Raw genomic sequence first — 14,876 nt, 5'->3', positions numbered from 1 at the left:
TTTGATGCCGCAACCGGCCAGCCTGTGCAGCCACGCTCGGCAACCTGCACTACGGTTTCTACAAAGTCTCGGTGCACCTTATTGCTCACGAAAGGCTCGGTTCATGCTATCGATGATTGGTTTCATAAGGTAGTCAAAGAAGGTTCGTTCTTCCGTCTGGATCATAATTTCGGCAGGCATTCCCGGAGTGGGGGTGAAGCCTCGAACTCGCTCCAGTTGCGATTGTGAAACCGAAACGCGAGCAACGTAGACTTCCTGCGGAAGCTCTTGGCTGCGATCGAGAATGGAATCCGCCGAGAGATAGAAAACTTCTCCCAACAAAATCGGGGTTGTGCGCGCGTTGAGGCCCGTCAATCTGACTGTGGCTTCCTGACCTTGTTGGACGACGTCAATCTCGGTTCGTGGAATGCTCACTTCAATGATGAGTGGTTCGCCTGTTGGAAGTATCTCGGCAATAGCTTTCCCGCTTTCGATCACGCCGCCTGCCGTGTGGTAGTGCAAGCTGACGATTGTTCCGGAAACAGGCGCTAGAACTTCGGAGCGTTTCAATACATTTTCTGCCCTTCGGGCTTGCTCACGCACGCTTTCCAGCTCCGATTGAACGATTTGAAGCTCGTTCAAAGCGGCAACTTGGCGTTCACTGATTGTTTGGGCGATCTGGGCTTCATAGCGCTTCGTTACTTCTCTTATTTCGTCTATTTCGGCAGTGAGACGACCGACTTGCCCCTCTGCTTCGGCAATCGCCCGGCGTAGGGTGTTAACCTCTGTTCGCCGAATGAGCCCGTTTTCCAGTAGTTTCTCTTTGGCTTCCAAGTCTTCATGCAGAATTTCAAGTTGTCTGCGCGTGGAGGTGAGCTGGAAGTTGAACCCAGTTGAACGTACCGTCAGGGCAGTTATGCTTTGCTCTAAAAGGGAGATGTCATTGCGGAGCTGGCGTGCAGCCGCGTCGAAGGTGACTTTCTGAGCATCCAACATCGAGGCCACGTTGAAATCGGAACGCAGGCTTTGGATGTGTTCGGGAATAGCCAGCTGCTCGTCCCCGGAGTACTCAGCCAGAATTCGTGTTTCCATCGCTTCGAGCCGCACGCGTCGCAGAAAGAGTTCGCGCTCAGTTGCAAGGGCAGAGGTCTCGTCGAGCATGAGAATAGGTTGCCCCTCTACAACGGTGTCTCCCTCGGCAACGAGAATAGAATGGATGATCCCCCCTTCAAGGTGCTGCACGATTTTGTTGCTGCCTGTTGCGACGAAACTGCCTTGAGAAATCACGGCGGCAGCAAGAGGTGCGCGAAAGGCCCACCAACCGAAGCCTCCAAAAGCCACGACAAATAGGCTTAACCCGAAAATGATATGCTTTGTGACAGAACGGGGAACGTTGGCATACCATTCGAGCGGTTCTTCATAGGTTACCAATTTTGACATCCTAATGGCCTCCGGTTCCGCTTTGGCTTGGAGGAAGGTTTCCGCCAGGCTGATTTCGCTGTGCGAGCTGTGCAAGAACTTGCTGTCTGTGGCCAAACAGGGCGATGTTGCCATCCGCCATAAGCATGATCTTGTCCACAACGCTCAGAAGCGAGGGCTTTTGGGTGATGACGGCAACTGTGATACCGTTCTCGCTTGCGTGTTTTATGGCATTGGCAAGGGCACGGTCTCCCGCGGCGTCGAGGTTTGAGTTCGGTTCATCCAACACAAGGAAACGAGGGTTTCCAAAGAATGCGCGCGCGAGTGCAACGCGTTGTTTCTGGCCTCCCGAAAGTGGGGAGCCATCGGCCTGCACGACGGTTTCATAGCCATGCGGTAGCATCGCAATCATATCGTGAACATCGGCCAAAAGGGCAGCACGGTGAACATCTTCGTCACGGGCATCGGTGCGCATACGGGCAATGTTGGCCTTGATCGTTCCAGGGAAAAGTTGAACATCTTGTGGCAGGTAGCCGATATTTTCGCCCAGTTGCCGTGTGTCCCAATTGCGTAGATCCATCAGGTCTAGCCGCACGTTGCCCGAGGTTGGCAGGATGGACCCCACGAGCATTTTGCCCAAGGTTGTTTTACCTGCGCCAGAATTGCCAATGATGCCCAGTGACTCGCCAGGATTGAGACTGAAGGTGAGGCCATTCAGGATCACTTGTTTGGTGCCGACAGGGACAAAGAGAAGGCGTTCAACGTTGAGGCGGCCTTCGGGATTAGGCAAGACAAGTTTTTCGAACCGCTGAACCGAATTGTGCATGAGCGAGCGGACCCTGTCATATGCCCCGCGCGAGAGTATAAAGCCGTTCCAGCCTTCGATGGAGCCCTCGATGGGAGCCAGTGCGCGCCCTGCAATGATCGACGCGGCGATGACCATGCCGCCAGTAATTTCGCCCTGAATGGCAAGAAACGCACCCCAGCCAAGCATGGCTATTTGAGTAAGCAGTCGTGCGGCCCGTGATACGGCGGCCCATGCGATATTGCGGTCTTGCGCACTAACTTGCGCGCGCAGGGAATCTGCGGTGTCGCGCCCCCAAAGTGCAACCGCTTCGGGGACCATGGCAAGAGCGTTGATAATCTGGCTGTTTCGCGACATGGAATCCAGATGCATGTTGGCTTTGCTCTGGGCGATATTGGCTTCTGCAAATGGTTTGGCCGTTACCTTCTGGTTGATGAACGCGATGATCATCAGCAGAATTGCAGTGACAACAACGATCATTCCGAGATGAGGGTGAACCAGAAAAATCGCGAAGATGAAGAGGGGGGCAAATGGCACATCCAGAAACGATATGAGCGTGCCTGATGTCAGGAAACCACGCAGTTGTTGAAGATCACCAAGGGTTTGGTATTGCCGCCCGTTATCATGAAGCGAGGCATGAGCCGCAGCACTCAAGACAGGCGCGCCCATTCTGACGGCAACTTCAACGGCAGTCCGCATAAGGATGAAGCGGCGTACGGCATCAAAAATAGCTTGCAAGACGACGGCCCCAACGATGACCACAGTCAGCATAATGAGGGTATCGAGTGAACGGCTCGTCAGAACACGGTCAGAGATTTGGAATAGGTAGATCGGGATCGCGAGAACCAACAAATTGGTTGCACAAGTCAGCAGCATGACGAAGCTCAGATTACGCTTCACAACCCGTGTTCCGTTGTTAAGTGATTGCAAAAACTGATCCGGAGCTGCGCGTTTGTGGAAGTTTGACGACCCGCCACCACCGCCGCCGCCTTTGCCGCCACCAGCATCTCTTGGTGGCTTCCCCGCGCCGCCAGTCTTCAAAACGGGTCCAGTGCTGCCTTCAATCTGTTCTCCACCTAAGCCTTGGGCCATTGATCGCTTGCTTTGAAAAACCGCTTCTTTTTGGGGATTGACGCGCTGATCTGGCCTTAGGGGAAGCGGATCAGCGCGTTTTGCACGTGCTTTTCCATTGGGCTTTTCATCATCTTTGAGAGCTGAGAGCTCCTCTGATGCGGCGAAACCTCGGGGATCGTTGAGTGTCATTTTTGGTTCCCTGTTACGCGAGCATTGTTTGCATCAGGTCTGGCGACATGGTGCTTTCGGGTGCTGTTGCCACTATGGGTGCATCCATTGGTTCTGAGCTGGGGCCGATCATGCCTTCGGCCAAAAAGGCGACGGCTTCTGATGCGAGGGCGGGCATGTTCACACCTAATGGATTCGCATCGGTATCGATGAACTCTGCTTGATACAGCATTGCATCATCATAGGTATCGCCGCCGACCATTACCGTGGAATCTACGCCGTATTCATTGATAGAGGCAAGATTGACCACAGCATTCGATCCAGCGGTTACGTTGATCTCGGCGTCCGTTGCGGCTTGAAAATTGTCCAAAGCCAAATGCACCTGATCGGAGTCGCCAAGCACGTTGGTTTGTTCGATCCAGTTAAGGGTGGTGAAGTCGCCCTCGATGTAGAGAACGCGGAGAACCTCGATGCCCTCAAACAGGCTGTCATGCGCAACACTTGTTCCGATATCTGCAGCACCTGTGGCAAGGCCGTTAGCGGCGCTGGCGAAGCTGTCTAGCATTGTGCCGTAGGTGTCCAACCCGACACCGTTGATTTGTGCGCCGTTGAAAAGAAGGTTGTCACCGCCGCTTAGGCTTGTTGGCGTAAACCCTGTGTATGACATCGTATCATTGTCGATCAACACGTTACACTGGCTGATCCAGTTCACGGAGATCATGTTGCCCCCAATCATGATGAGGTCATAGCCATAGCCCAGTTCGGCCAAATTGGTGAAGTTCACGACTGTGTTGTTGCCCAAGCCGATATAGGTGCTAGAGCTGCTGAAGCTGGCATCTGCAATGTCGTTGTCGGTTTGAAAGGTATATTGTTTGATTTGATTTAAGTTAATAAGATCTCCGTCAATTCTTGTGATGGCCCAGTTCGAGGGCAGCACAAAATTGTTGCTGCCTACGCTTGCTCCAGTTGTCCCTGTGGAGTTTTCTCCTGAAGGGTCTGGAACGGTGGTCGAGCTTGAGAAACTCATGGCCGCTGCGTTTAGAGTGGTAGACTCCAGTTCTTCGCCAAGGCTGCCAGTGTCGCGGTCAACCAAAAGGTTGATCTGGGAAATGATATCAAGGTTCACGACATCACCCATTACGGAAATTACAGATGCGTCGAGCCATGCAGAGTTGATCGAGACTTCATTGATCAGCGTGTTTGCACCCGCAACGACCGTATGGCCATCTTCGAATTCAGGCGCATCTTCAGTGCCAGTGATGCTGTTAAGCCCCTCGAACGGATCGGGCCATTCGTAATCATCTTCATTAGTGCCATCTACTTCAGAGACCTCGTTTGGCGCACCTTCGGAGATGGCATCGCTCGTTGCCATGAAGGCAGGCATAACGTCTTCGAGAGATGGAATTTCATCAATCAACTCGCCATTGACATGCAAGCCCGAGGCATCAGCCCCGTGTAACAGGGTTGATGTGAGTCCCGTGAGTGTGGTGGTTTCGACTGTTGCTATTTGATCGAATAGAGCGATTGCATCGTCGTTTGCGTTTTCGCCCGGGTGAATCATATCGGCACTTAATGGTGCTGTGATCGCCTGGGCTATAACCTGAAGAGCCTGCAACTCGGCAAGAAACTCTGATGGGTCGCTAAATTCGATCTCGCTTTCACCGCTAAAAAAGAGGTCGTTGTCTTCAAGAAATGCATATTGATAAGTAATGACAGCGACGCTGGAAGGAGGCTCCAGAGTGAGAAGCGGGCGGCCTTCAATCATAGGTTGATCCGGAATTTTGATATTGCTAGAACTTGAGGCAATAAGTTGAGCAGCATTGGGAACCGCTAGAAAATATCCATAGTAATACGGCGCGCTGATCTGTCCGTTTGGACTTTCCGGACCTGCATCGGAATAGTTGATGTCCGGCGTGAAGCCATCGAGTGTGTATTTTGAATTGAAGGTGATGTTTGCTGCGTCGAGTGCTTCCAATTCCTGCTCGGTTGAATGAAGTGCTTGGAACTTGTCATACGCATCGCGCATCCGTGCTTCTTCCAGAGCTATGTGGAAGTGTCCGAACATATGGGCAACCATTTCGGTTACTCTATCCAGTAGCATCGTAGCCTCGCTCTCAAGTTAAATGGTTTGCATCTCGATCTTGTAGGGTATGAGTTTGTAAAAATTGCTCGAAACGAGCGCTCTAAAATGGAGGTCTGAGCCTAGGGGACCCCAGGCTCAGACGCTTGTTTGGGCTAGGACCTATGCGCCATCGCCATCATCACCGATGTAGCTGGAGCTGAACGAGCCACCGACAACTGTCATATCGACAGTGTTACCGAGCACGTTCGCACCTTGCACGATGGTTTGGTTGAACGCCGAAGTGTCGATCTGCGAAGCAGCCGATGCGAAGGACTCTCCAGTGACGTAACCGTCGTCACCGTTGTTTGATCCCCACATGCCTGCGTTGCCACCGGCACCGCCGCCGCCAGCAAAGGCGTCTCCGCTGTTACCAGCATGGCCACCGCCGGCTTGCACGCCGCCAACCATAGCTTGTCCACCGAAGGCGTTGCCGCTGTCACCGCCCCAGGCGTGTCCGCCGTAGCCGTCGCCACCAGCGCCGCCGATTGCGAGGTTTTCCCCGCCGTAACCAGCTGTGCTGTTGAATGCACCAGAGGCTGCGCCCGCGGCTCCACCGTCGCCGCCGTTTGCATTACCTGCATCGGCATCTCCTGCACCAGCGCCCATGGCTCCTGAAATAGCACCAGCGTCGCCGCCGTCACCACTTGCACCCAAGCCATTGCCCATTCCGGCGCCAAGCGCGTCTGCATCGGCTTCGCCTGTTGAGCCATTATTGGCACCCGCTACGCCGAGACCAAGAAGGCCAAGGCCTGCGCCGATTGCACCGGCATCGCCCGTGTTGCTGCTGTCAGCTCCGGCACCCGCTGCGCCTAGGCCCACGCCCACGCCGCCTGCATCACCGGAATTGCCGCCATCAGCATTTGCATCGGAAAGGCCCGCGCCAATACCCAGAGCAGCGGCAACAGATGCGGCGTCGCCGCCGTTACCACCATCAGCATCGGCATCGGAGGACGCGCCGCCAAGACCCACACCTAGCCCAACAGCTGTACCCGCTGCGCCAGTTGCACCCGTTCCGCCAGCTGCGTTGCCGTTACCAGCCGTTCCGCTGGTTCCGCCCATTGCACCTGCTGCACCTCCGATACCGAGGCCGCCAAGTGCAGAACCGCCAGTCGCGTTGGCTGTTCCGTCGCCTTTGCCGCCGTCTGCACCGGCCGAGATGCCGTCATCAGAATGAGCAAAGCCGCCCTTGGAGGTGTTGGTTTGGTCCAGGCTGCCATCGTTTGACACATTCTTCAAACTGTCATTGTCTGTCAGCTTGTTGGCCTGCGCGTTGATTGTAGCGGAGTCATTGCCAGCACCGTTCAGAGCATCGTTCAGGATGTCTTCAATGTTCATGTCATCGCCGGGGCTGTAATTCAGATCACCGTGCGCCATAATGAAGTCACCTGTTGTCGACCCGTCCAGATCAATGTCTGCGAAGTCGTCATCAGTAGGCACCCATCCTGCCATGTCGAGATCAATATCGACATCAACATCTACGTCGGATGTATTTGTGTTTTCGTTGGCATTCAGGTTCCCGTTCAAGTTCCCGTTGGCATTCAGGTTGCCGTTCATGTTTCCGTTAGCATTTCCGTTGGCATTGCCATTAGCGTTGCCGTTACCGTTGACATTGCCATTCCCGTTTCCATTCAGGTTGCCGTTGCCATTCAGGTTACCGTTACCGTTGCCATTCCCGTTGAGATTTCCGTTGTCGTTGTCGTTATCGCTCGAGGAGTATTGGGCCTGACCTTGCCCTTGCAGCTGGGCCTGAAGCTCGGCTTGCGCCTGAAGCTGGGCTTGATCCTGATCCTGGTCCTGATTTTGGTGACCGTGATCTTTCATGTAAAATGGTGTCCGTTTCATTTTGTATCTCCGTATGATTGAGACATCTACGGGATCGCAACTCTATCCAAAGCGACCAACGTGCAGATGTTTTTCAAAAGAAGTTTGCGTTCGGTTGGTTGCGTTGGACGATGACTCGATCCAATGCTCACCCAAGAAAAGCTGTGCGATCTCTGTGTTTGTGAGAGGCCCCCCTTCCGCTGTTTTTTGTCAGGTTCGAAGCAGGCGATTCGCGTTTTCAGCGAGCCCCTTTTCGGCCTGGGCGAATGCCGAACAGGCATCTGCCATCACGTTTCAAATCGTGACTTGCATAGCTTCCTCTAGCCGGGGGCATCCGTTAAGCTAGATAAAGGGTTTAGAAATACGCGCTCTGTTAGCCTGTTGTTTTCAAGCTGTAAAACTCACGATCCTGCTCTTTAGGTTAGCATCGAAATGCCAAGGGACGAGAGGTGTACCCCGACACATTCAGAACACAATTAGCCGTTGGTTCTAGGGCGTTTTCAGAAAAATGAGCGGACAATCGCCGTAGTCTGCGTTATAGTGACGTTGGTAAACAAATTATTAACGTCTGCCCGGTGGGGGAATTTGCGTAAATAATCGCTTTGTTTACAAGGCTTCACCCGAGAGTTTTTTTCTCTCGGCTCTTTAACTTGTTGCTTTTTTCCAGTTCACCAAATGCACTGATGCATCTCGAGCGCAAAGGCTGGCCGTATATTCAGCGAGCTGTCTAAAGCGACTACCAAGGGGGGTAATCTGCGATGCTAATATTTAAGAAATCAGATTCAAAAGAAATTAGTGGCTTTTTTGTCGGTAACCAAATGAGGTTTTCAGATACAGTCATTCGGCTGGTGGAAACCGAGATGCCTTGCCTGGGCTTTACACGGGTGGCCTCACTGAACGAGCCGCTTTTCATGGAGGAGTCACAGGCACATTCTGTGCGGATAATTATCGTGGACGACTCTTTGGTGAAGGATTTACTGAAGACCCTTCCCCAGTTGATCGCGAAATTCCCGCAAGCCAATATTGTGTTGGCGTATCAAAAGCCGGAAGTGGCCCGTAACTTGATCAGGATTGATGGCGGACAATTTGCTTCGAAGCTGGTTGGTTTTTTGCCGATGAACCTGCAAATTGATAGCTGGCTGTCGGTATTGCAACTTCTTGTGTGTGGTGAAAAATACGTGCCCGCTGAATTGTTTGTTACCGAAGTTGAAACGCTTTCAGGTGAAGGTGAGGTAAACTCCGAAACAGAGATTAAAGCTGCTGATAGTAAAGCTGGAGAAAATGTTCCCGAGGACGATGTCCATCTGACAGAGCGCGAGTTGCAGGTTTTACACTGTGCTGCCGAGGGAAAGCAGAACAAGATCATTGCCGATGAATTGAACCTGTCTCAGCATACCGTCAAGCTGCATATGCATCATGTCATTGCAAAGTTGGGCCTACACAACCGAACGGAAGCAGCGATTTGGTATTTGGGGCAACGTGCTCAAACGTGAGGACATAAGCTATGGCCAAGCGGGCGGCGCCTGTAGAGTTTGAGGCATTCCTGCTGTTGATCGGGAAGCTTAACTACACTTGGTCAAACACTGAAAGCTTGCTTATCCATTTGATTGCCGGCCTTTCAGGAATGGATAAGGAAACGGCCACTGTTGTGTTTCTGACGTTGAACACCACGCGGGCACGTATCGACTTGGTCGAGCGACTGTCAAAGCTTGAGCGCACAAGTGCGGGCGAGCGTGACATGATACTGGCGCTGACGAAGCGTATTCAAAAACAATCTGCGCTGCGCAATCATTATAGCCATTGTATTTATGCCTTTGATGGAGAAGGGGCCAACCCGCGTTCGATTTTGATGCGAATTGCGGATCGAAAGAGCTCACTTGTAATGGGACAGGCTCAGGACCTTGATGCCGCCGCCGCTGAGGATTTATCCGCAGGAATTGCAGAACTGGCAGCAATCAATCATGATATTTGGGAGGCTGTTCGCGAATATGGCTACCCGAGCTAGGGCTACGCGGATCGAGATATCGTTTTGCTAGGTTACCCAAACCAACTGAAATACCTAACCTGAAACTAGATTAGTACGTGATCGAAGTCTTGGGTGGGATAGATTTGGGTTGCTCGGATGGCCGCGCTTTGGCGCCATGGCCTCATTGAACCGAGCCACCTTTCCAGCCTGACCATATCTTCGGAATGATTGTTTCATGGGGGTGAACGATTATGGCTGAACTGATGAGGATTGGTGCGGGAGGCCGCAAGAAACACCAGCGGATTCTAGTGGCGGGTGGTGCTGGATTTTTGGGCAGCAACCTGTGCGAAAGGCTGATTGCGAATGGCAATAGTGTTATTTGTTTGGATAGCTTCCTCACGGGGCATAAGGCAAATGTGGCGCATCTTATCGGGCATCCACTTTTTAAGTTGATCGAGCATGACATCGTTTTGCCTCTGCCCGAGTTTGGCCCAGTCAGCCAGATATACAATCTCGCATGTGCCGCTTCGCCTCCCAAGTATCAGGCTGATCCGTTGCATACGTTTAAAACCAACGTAATAGGGGCTTTGAACCTCCTTGAGTTGGCAGAGCTCTATGATGCGCGAATTCTTCAGTCATCGACGTCTGAGGTCTACGGTGATCCGGAAATCAGCCCGCAGCCTGAAACGTATCGTGGTAATGTCAACACTGTTGGACCGCGAGCTTGCTATGACGAGGGGAAGCGTGCGGTGGAAGCATTGTTTCATGAATTTCACCTTCAGCGCGGTGTGCGCACGCGGATTGCACGTATTTTCAACACATATGGCCCGAGAATGTCTCCGAGTGACGGACGCGTGGTGTCAAACTTTGTTGTGCAAGCGTTGGCTGGCAGTGAGGTGACTGTCTTCGGTGACGGCAGCCAGACCCGGTCGTTTTGCTATGTCAGCGATATGCTTGATGGCCTGATGGCGCTGATGGCTGCGCCTGATACAGTGTGTGATCCGGTGAATCTGGGTAATCCTGCTGAATTTACCGTTCTTCAACTGGCGCGCTCGGTTATCAAGACGATTAAGTCACCCTCGTTGATAAGCTTTGTCGAGCTTCCGGAGGATGACCCAAAACAGCGCAAGCCCGATATCCGCCGAGCTGCTCACGTGTTGGGGTGGTCACCAAAGGTGTCGCTCGCAGAAGGCTTGGCAGAAACGATTCCATATTTTGCAAGTTGCTCTCAACAGAGCGAAAGAACAGTGGTCGCAGGCGAATGACCAGCGTGAACTCCATATGCGTAACGGGCGGGGCGGGATATATCGGAAGCCATGCCTGTTTGGCGGCAGCGGCGCGCGGTATTAAGCCGCTGTGCGTGGATAACTTTTTAACAGGGTCGCGTGAGGCGGTTGAGTGGGGGCCGTTGGCAGAACTCGACTTGCGCCAAACCGAGCTCTTAACCGAAACTCTGATCAGGCATTCTGTTGATACCGTTCTGCATTATGCAGCCTCCGCCTATGTTGGAGAGTCGGTTACAGATCCTCGCAAATATTACGATAACAATGTTGGTGGGATGCTCTCCTTGCTTGCGGCTTGTGCGAACGCTGGCGTTAAAACGTTTGTTCTGTCCAGTAGCTGCGCAACATACGGTGTGCCAGACCAGGTTCCGGTCTCGGAAACGGCGGCGCAGATGCCAATCAACCCATATGGTATGACCAAGCTTATGTGTGAGCAGATGCTCAGGGACATCGCCCCCCAAACGGGGATGTCTTACGGCGTCCTGCGTTATTTCAACGTGGCAGGCGCGGACGTCAGCGGACTTTTGCGCGAGCGGCATGACCCGGAAACCCACCTGATACCATTGACACTGTTTGCGGCTGCGCGCTGGAATCCTGTTCTGAAGCTGTTTGGCAGTGATTATGACACTCCTGATGGAAGCTGCATCCGTGACTACGTTCATGTGTCTGACTTGGTTCACGGACATATGCTGGCCCTTGAGTATCTTCAGCAAAACGGGGGGCAACTCACGCTGAATCTTGGCAGTGGACAGGGAACTTCCAATTTTGAGATCGTCACAATGGTTGAACGAATAACGGGTCGCAGTGTCGCGGTTGAAGTTGCAAGCCGCCGACCAGGTGATCCGCCTGTGCTTGTCGCCGATACATCACGCGCGAGAGATTTGCTCGGGTTCAAGCCTCAAAGGTCAGATCTGGCAACGATCATTTCGGACGCTGCGCGCAGTTTCGGACTGGAGGCTCCAAATGCAATATGTGCCTGAAACCGTTGGAATTTCCAACGTACCCGCGCGCGGCATGAGAGAGCCTGTGTTGCGGGGACGAAAGAGAGCTAAATATATAATGATCGTTGCGATTTATGTGATCTGTGTCGCCTTTTTCTGGATATGGTGGCTTCAGCCAGAGCATAATATCGGGTGGGGACGATACCTTCTGGTTAGCGCGTGCTTGTTATGGATTTTCTTTTTGCAAGCCTACTTCATTGCCATGTTCATGCGGGCGCAGCGCGCTGTTTCCAGTAATGTAAATCTAAGTTCGTATCGTATTGCGATGATTGTCACCAAAACGCCGGGCGAGCCGTTCTTTGTTGTCAAAGAAACGCTCCTCGCAATGCTGGCGCAAGATGTTCCGCACGATACATGGCTCGCCGACGAAGATCCGCAACCTGCGACCGAGGCATGGTGTGCGGAGCATGGGGTAAGAATTTCATCTCGTAAGGGGGTGAAGGCCTATCATAAGGCCGAGTGGCCAAGGCGCACCCGTTGCAAAGAAGGCAATCTCGCATATTTTTACGACCATTTCGGTTACGATGGTTACGATATCGTTGCGCAATTAGACGCAGATCACGTCCCGCAAGCGGGGTATCTCCGTGAGATGCTCTTGCCCTTTGCTGATCCATCGGTGGGGTATGTGAGCGCACCTAGCATTTGCTCGAAAAACGCGAAAGTAAGTTGGGCAGCGCGCACGCGCCTGCATGCGGAAGCAATGTTCCATGGGGTTTTACAAGCGGGGTATTCAAACGGTTGGGCGCCCATGTGTATAGGCTCGCATTATGCTGTGCGCACAAAGGCTCTCAGGCAGATTGGTGGGCTTGGTCCCGAACTGGCAGAAGATCATTCGACCTCAATGCTCATGAATGCAGGTGGCTGGAGAGGTATGCACTCCATGGATGCTATCGCAATCGGGCAGGGGCCTGCAAATCTCAATGATCTGGTCACACAGGAATTCCAGTGGTCACGCAGTCTTTTGACTCTGTTGTTGTCGCATACGCCACGTTACCTTCGTGACCTGTCGCCACGCCAAAGGTTTCAATTCGTATTTTCCCAACTTTGGTATCCGCTTTTTGCAATGTTCATGGCTTTCATGTTCGTTATGCCGATTCTTGCGCTGCTATTTGATGTGCGCTTTGTTGGCGTGACGTATCCAGCTTTTCTGCTTCATGCCTTTCCTTCAATCATTGTTTTGGTTGTTCTTGCCTATGCCATCCGCGCTGACGGTTTTTTCCGCCCGTGCGATGCAAAGGTTCTTGGGTGGGAGAAGGCTTTTTTCGCGGCGCTTCAGTGGCCGTGGGTTTTGCTTGGGTGTTTTATGGCGCTTCGTGACAGGCTGACCGGAAGATTCGTTGATTTCCGGGTGACACCCAAGGGTGAACAAAAAGCGAAGTTTGTCTCTTGGTCAGTGTTGATGCCTTATTTCGGACTTGCTGTTGTCTCGCTTCTCCCAGTTTTGATTGTTGACGGGGCGACTACCGCCGCAGGTTTCTATCTTTTTGCGCTCGTAAATGCAGCGATCTACACGGCCTTGTTTCTGATTATTGTGACAAATCATTTGCGTGAGAACGCCAATATAGAGGCGCGTTCGGCAGGTAGCCGAACACTACCCACCCAAATGATGCTTCAATTTGGGTGTACTGCCGCGTTGCTTGCAGCCATAGGCTATGGGGCTGCCGAGAGGAGCCGGGAGGCAGCGTTGGCTCTGGCGGCAACTCGCGGGGACATTCAGTTCCTTCAATCCGGATATCTCGTTGCCGGTGCGGGGCAGGGGACCACGGGCCAAGTTCATGTCACCTACAATTCTCAATGGTTGTCTCAACTGCTTCACTCTTTAACGGAAGGACAAGAAAAATGACGCTTCAAATCAGTCGCACAATCTCTTGGTCGGCAGGTATGCTTCTCGCCGTAGCTCTCTCCGCAACAGCCGTGTCTTCACAGTCTCTTCCGGCTGGTGATTTGCCAATTGGGGTGTTTGATCCGGGCGGTGATTTTAGCGAGGCCAAAGAGGTATCGATCGAGCATTTGTTTCTCCCGTGGGAAGACGTTTTCCTGCCGAGCCTTGCAGAGGCAGAGGCCTACACGGCCGAACGGGGGCGCAGCCTGCTTGTTACAATCGAGCCGTGGACCTGGACGCGGGATGAGCGAAACTCACCCACGGTTTTGCAAACAGGTATCGCTTCGGGTGTTTATGACGAAACAATGAAAACTGTTTGCACAGCGCTGGGCACGATCAAACGCCCACTTACAATCAGATGGGCGCAGGAAATGGACGACACAACCGGACAGTTTATCTGGGCGGGATGGAATCCAGACGCCTACGCCGATGCCTATCGTCGAATGATAGATATCTGCCGTGAGGCCGCTCCTGATGCGCGCTTCATGTGGTCTCCTCTGGGGTTTGAAAACATGGCAGAATATTACCCGGGGGACGACTATGTTGATATTGTTGGCTTGTCTGTCTTTAGTCTCGGGCCTTGGGAAAAGCAGGTTTTGGGGCGAGAGCAATCCTTTGATGATATATTCGCACCGCGTTATCAGCGGGCCCTTCAATTTGGCAAGCCAATTATGGTTGCCGAACTTGGCTTTGTTGGAGATGCGGATCACGTTGCCAGTTGGGACGCTGATGTCCGCAGTAAAGCAGCACAGTATCCCGAGCTTGATGCCGTAGTTTATTTTAACCAGCAGGAAGTCTATCCGTGGCCGGATGGATTCGGTTTACCTGACTGGAGACGCACGCAGAACGTTCTGAACTGAAAAAAGTCAGTGGTTTTTGGGGGGAGTCGGCGGCATTTTGCCGCCCTTGAAAGACAAGCTCTGTCCAGCTCTAAGAGTTTGAGTTCACGTCTTTTCTACTATTTAAAACGTAAGTTGTATTTTCTCTGGCGGGCAGAGAGGCAACAATCGGCGAGCCTTTTTCCTTACTGACTTGATCGTTTGCGGCAATTTAAGGCACTCTTTCCCAAATTAACGAGGATCACATTCTTTATTGCGATCCCACTTTGAGGAGCGAGCAGTGTCTTATCTAATTGGGCGGCTATTGAGCCGCATCATACCTGTTGCCTTGTTTTTTACGACGGCAGCCATTTCGAGCACGGTAGAGGCAAAAACCACTTCCGTGTCCAGTACGACTGGTAACGGAACCTATATTTGCACCCCGGCCGGATTTGGCAAGAAATCCAACTGTTTCAAGCGATAAGCTGATAACATTGTAAAATGCATGTAATGCGGTGTGCGGGGCCAATCATATTCG

Annotated in this window: 10 protein-coding genes; 6 read left to right on the top strand and 4 right to left on the bottom strand. The window is 52.6% G+C overall.

Annotated features, from left to right (window positions below; all coding sequences use genetic code 11):
• Positions 1-78: 78 nt before the first annotated feature.
• The 4 genes from OE750_RS09990 to OE750_RS09975 form a co-directional block, all read right to left on the bottom strand.
• Positions 79-1,419: an HlyD family type I secretion periplasmic adaptor subunit gene (locus OE750_RS09990; RefSeq protein ID WP_263764032.1), complete on the bottom strand. Its 1,341-nt coding sequence runs from the start codon at positions 1,417-1,419 to the stop codon at positions 79-81.
• 1 nt (position 1,420) lies between these two features.
• Positions 1,421-3,295 (bottom strand): type I secretion system permease/ATPase, encoded by a 1,875-nt coding sequence (locus tag OE750_RS09985; RefSeq protein ID WP_263764031.1) that lies wholly within the window; start codon positions 3,293-3,295, stop codon positions 1,421-1,423.
• 184 nt (positions 3,296-3,479) lie between these two features.
• Positions 3,480-5,546: a type I secretion protein ATPase gene (locus OE750_RS09980; RefSeq protein ID WP_263764030.1), complete on the bottom strand. Its 2,067-nt coding sequence runs from the start codon at positions 5,544-5,546 to the stop codon at positions 3,480-3,482.
• Positions 5,547-5,687: 141 nt separating this feature from the next.
• A complete protein-coding gene (locus tag OE750_RS09975; protein ID WP_263764029.1) occupies positions 5,688-7,409 on the bottom strand; it encodes a hypothetical protein in 1,722 nt (573 codons plus the stop codon).
• Between the two features lie 737 nt (positions 7,410-8,146).
• Between OE750_RS09975 and OE750_RS09970 the strand changes: the two genes are divergently transcribed.
• The 6 genes from OE750_RS09970 to OE750_RS09945 all read left to right on the top strand — a co-directional run bounded on the left by OE750_RS09970 (position 8,147) and on the right by OE750_RS09945 (position 14,380).
• On the top strand, positions 8,147-8,881 hold the full coding sequence (locus OE750_RS09970; RefSeq protein WP_263764028.1) for a response regulator transcription factor: 735 nt from the start codon (positions 8,147-8,149) through the stop codon (positions 8,879-8,881).
• 11 nt (positions 8,882-8,892) lie between these two features.
• On the top strand, positions 8,893-9,393 hold the full coding sequence (locus OE750_RS09965) for a hypothetical protein (protein WP_263764027.1): 501 nt from the start codon (positions 8,893-8,895) through the stop codon (positions 9,391-9,393).
• Positions 9,394-9,605: 212 nt separating this feature from the next.
• Positions 9,606-10,619, top strand: coding sequence for a UDP-glucuronic acid decarboxylase family protein (locus OE750_RS09960; protein ID WP_263764026.1), 1,014 nt, complete (start codon positions 9,606-9,608; stop codon positions 10,617-10,619).
• Positions 10,616-11,617 carry a UDP-glucose 4-epimerase GalE gene (gene galE / locus OE750_RS09955; protein WP_263764025.1) on the top strand — a complete coding sequence of 334 codons (1,002 nt, stop codon included), beginning with the start codon at positions 10,616-10,618 and terminating at the stop codon, positions 11,615-11,617. The genes OE750_RS09960 and galE overlap by 4 nt, the downstream gene beginning before the upstream one ends.
• On the top strand, positions 11,601-13,481 hold the full coding sequence (locus tag OE750_RS09950) for a glycosyltransferase (protein WP_263764024.1): 1,881 nt from the start codon (positions 11,601-11,603) through the stop codon (positions 13,479-13,481). The genes galE and OE750_RS09950 overlap by 17 nt, the downstream gene beginning before the upstream one ends.
• Positions 13,478-14,380, top strand: a complete 903-nt coding sequence (locus tag OE750_RS09945) for a glycoside hydrolase family 26 protein (RefSeq protein ID WP_263764023.1) — start codon at positions 13,478-13,480, stop codon at positions 14,378-14,380. The genes OE750_RS09950 and OE750_RS09945 overlap by 4 nt, the downstream gene beginning before the upstream one ends.
• Positions 14,381-14,876: the final 496 nt, after the last annotated feature.

Origin of the sequence: Lentibacter sp. XHP0401 (assembly GCF_025751535.1) — a bacterium.
Taxonomy (GTDB): Bacteria; Pseudomonadota; Alphaproteobacteria; order Rhodobacterales; family Rhodobacteraceae; genus Lentibacter.
This window is presented reverse-complemented; position numbering and strand designations above follow the sequence as displayed.

Coding starts and splice junctions, on each gene's coding strand:
- OE750_RS09990 (WP_263764032.1), bottom strand. CDS start 1,419: ATGTCAAAATTGGTAACCTATGAAGAACCGCTCGAATGGTATGCCAAC.
- OE750_RS09985 (WP_263764031.1), bottom strand. CDS start 3,295: ATGGCCCAAGGCTTAGGTGGAGAACAGATTGAAGGCAGCACTGGACCC.
- OE750_RS09980 (WP_263764030.1), bottom strand. CDS start 5,546: ATGCTACTGGATAGAGTAACCGAAATGGTTGCCCATATGTTCGGACAC.
- OE750_RS09975 (WP_263764029.1), bottom strand. CDS start 7,409: ATGAAACGGACACCATTTTACATGAAAGATCACGGTCACCAAAATCAG.
- OE750_RS09970 (WP_263764028.1), top strand. CDS start 8,147: ATGCTAATATTTAAGAAATCAGATTCAAAAGAAATTAGTGGCTTTTTT.
- OE750_RS09965 (WP_263764027.1), top strand. CDS start 8,893: ATGGCCAAGCGGGCGGCGCCTGTAGAGTTTGAGGCATTCCTGCTGTTG.
- OE750_RS09960 (WP_263764026.1), top strand. CDS start 9,606: ATGGCTGAACTGATGAGGATTGGTGCGGGAGGCCGCAAGAAACACCAG.
- galE (WP_263764025.1), top strand. CDS start 10,616: ATGACCAGCGTGAACTCCATATGCGTAACGGGCGGGGCGGGATATATC.
- OE750_RS09950 (WP_263764024.1), top strand. CDS start 11,601: ATGCAATATGTGCCTGAAACCGTTGGAATTTCCAACGTACCCGCGCGC.
- OE750_RS09945 (WP_263764023.1), top strand. CDS start 13,478: ATGACGCTTCAAATCAGTCGCACAATCTCTTGGTCGGCAGGTATGCTT.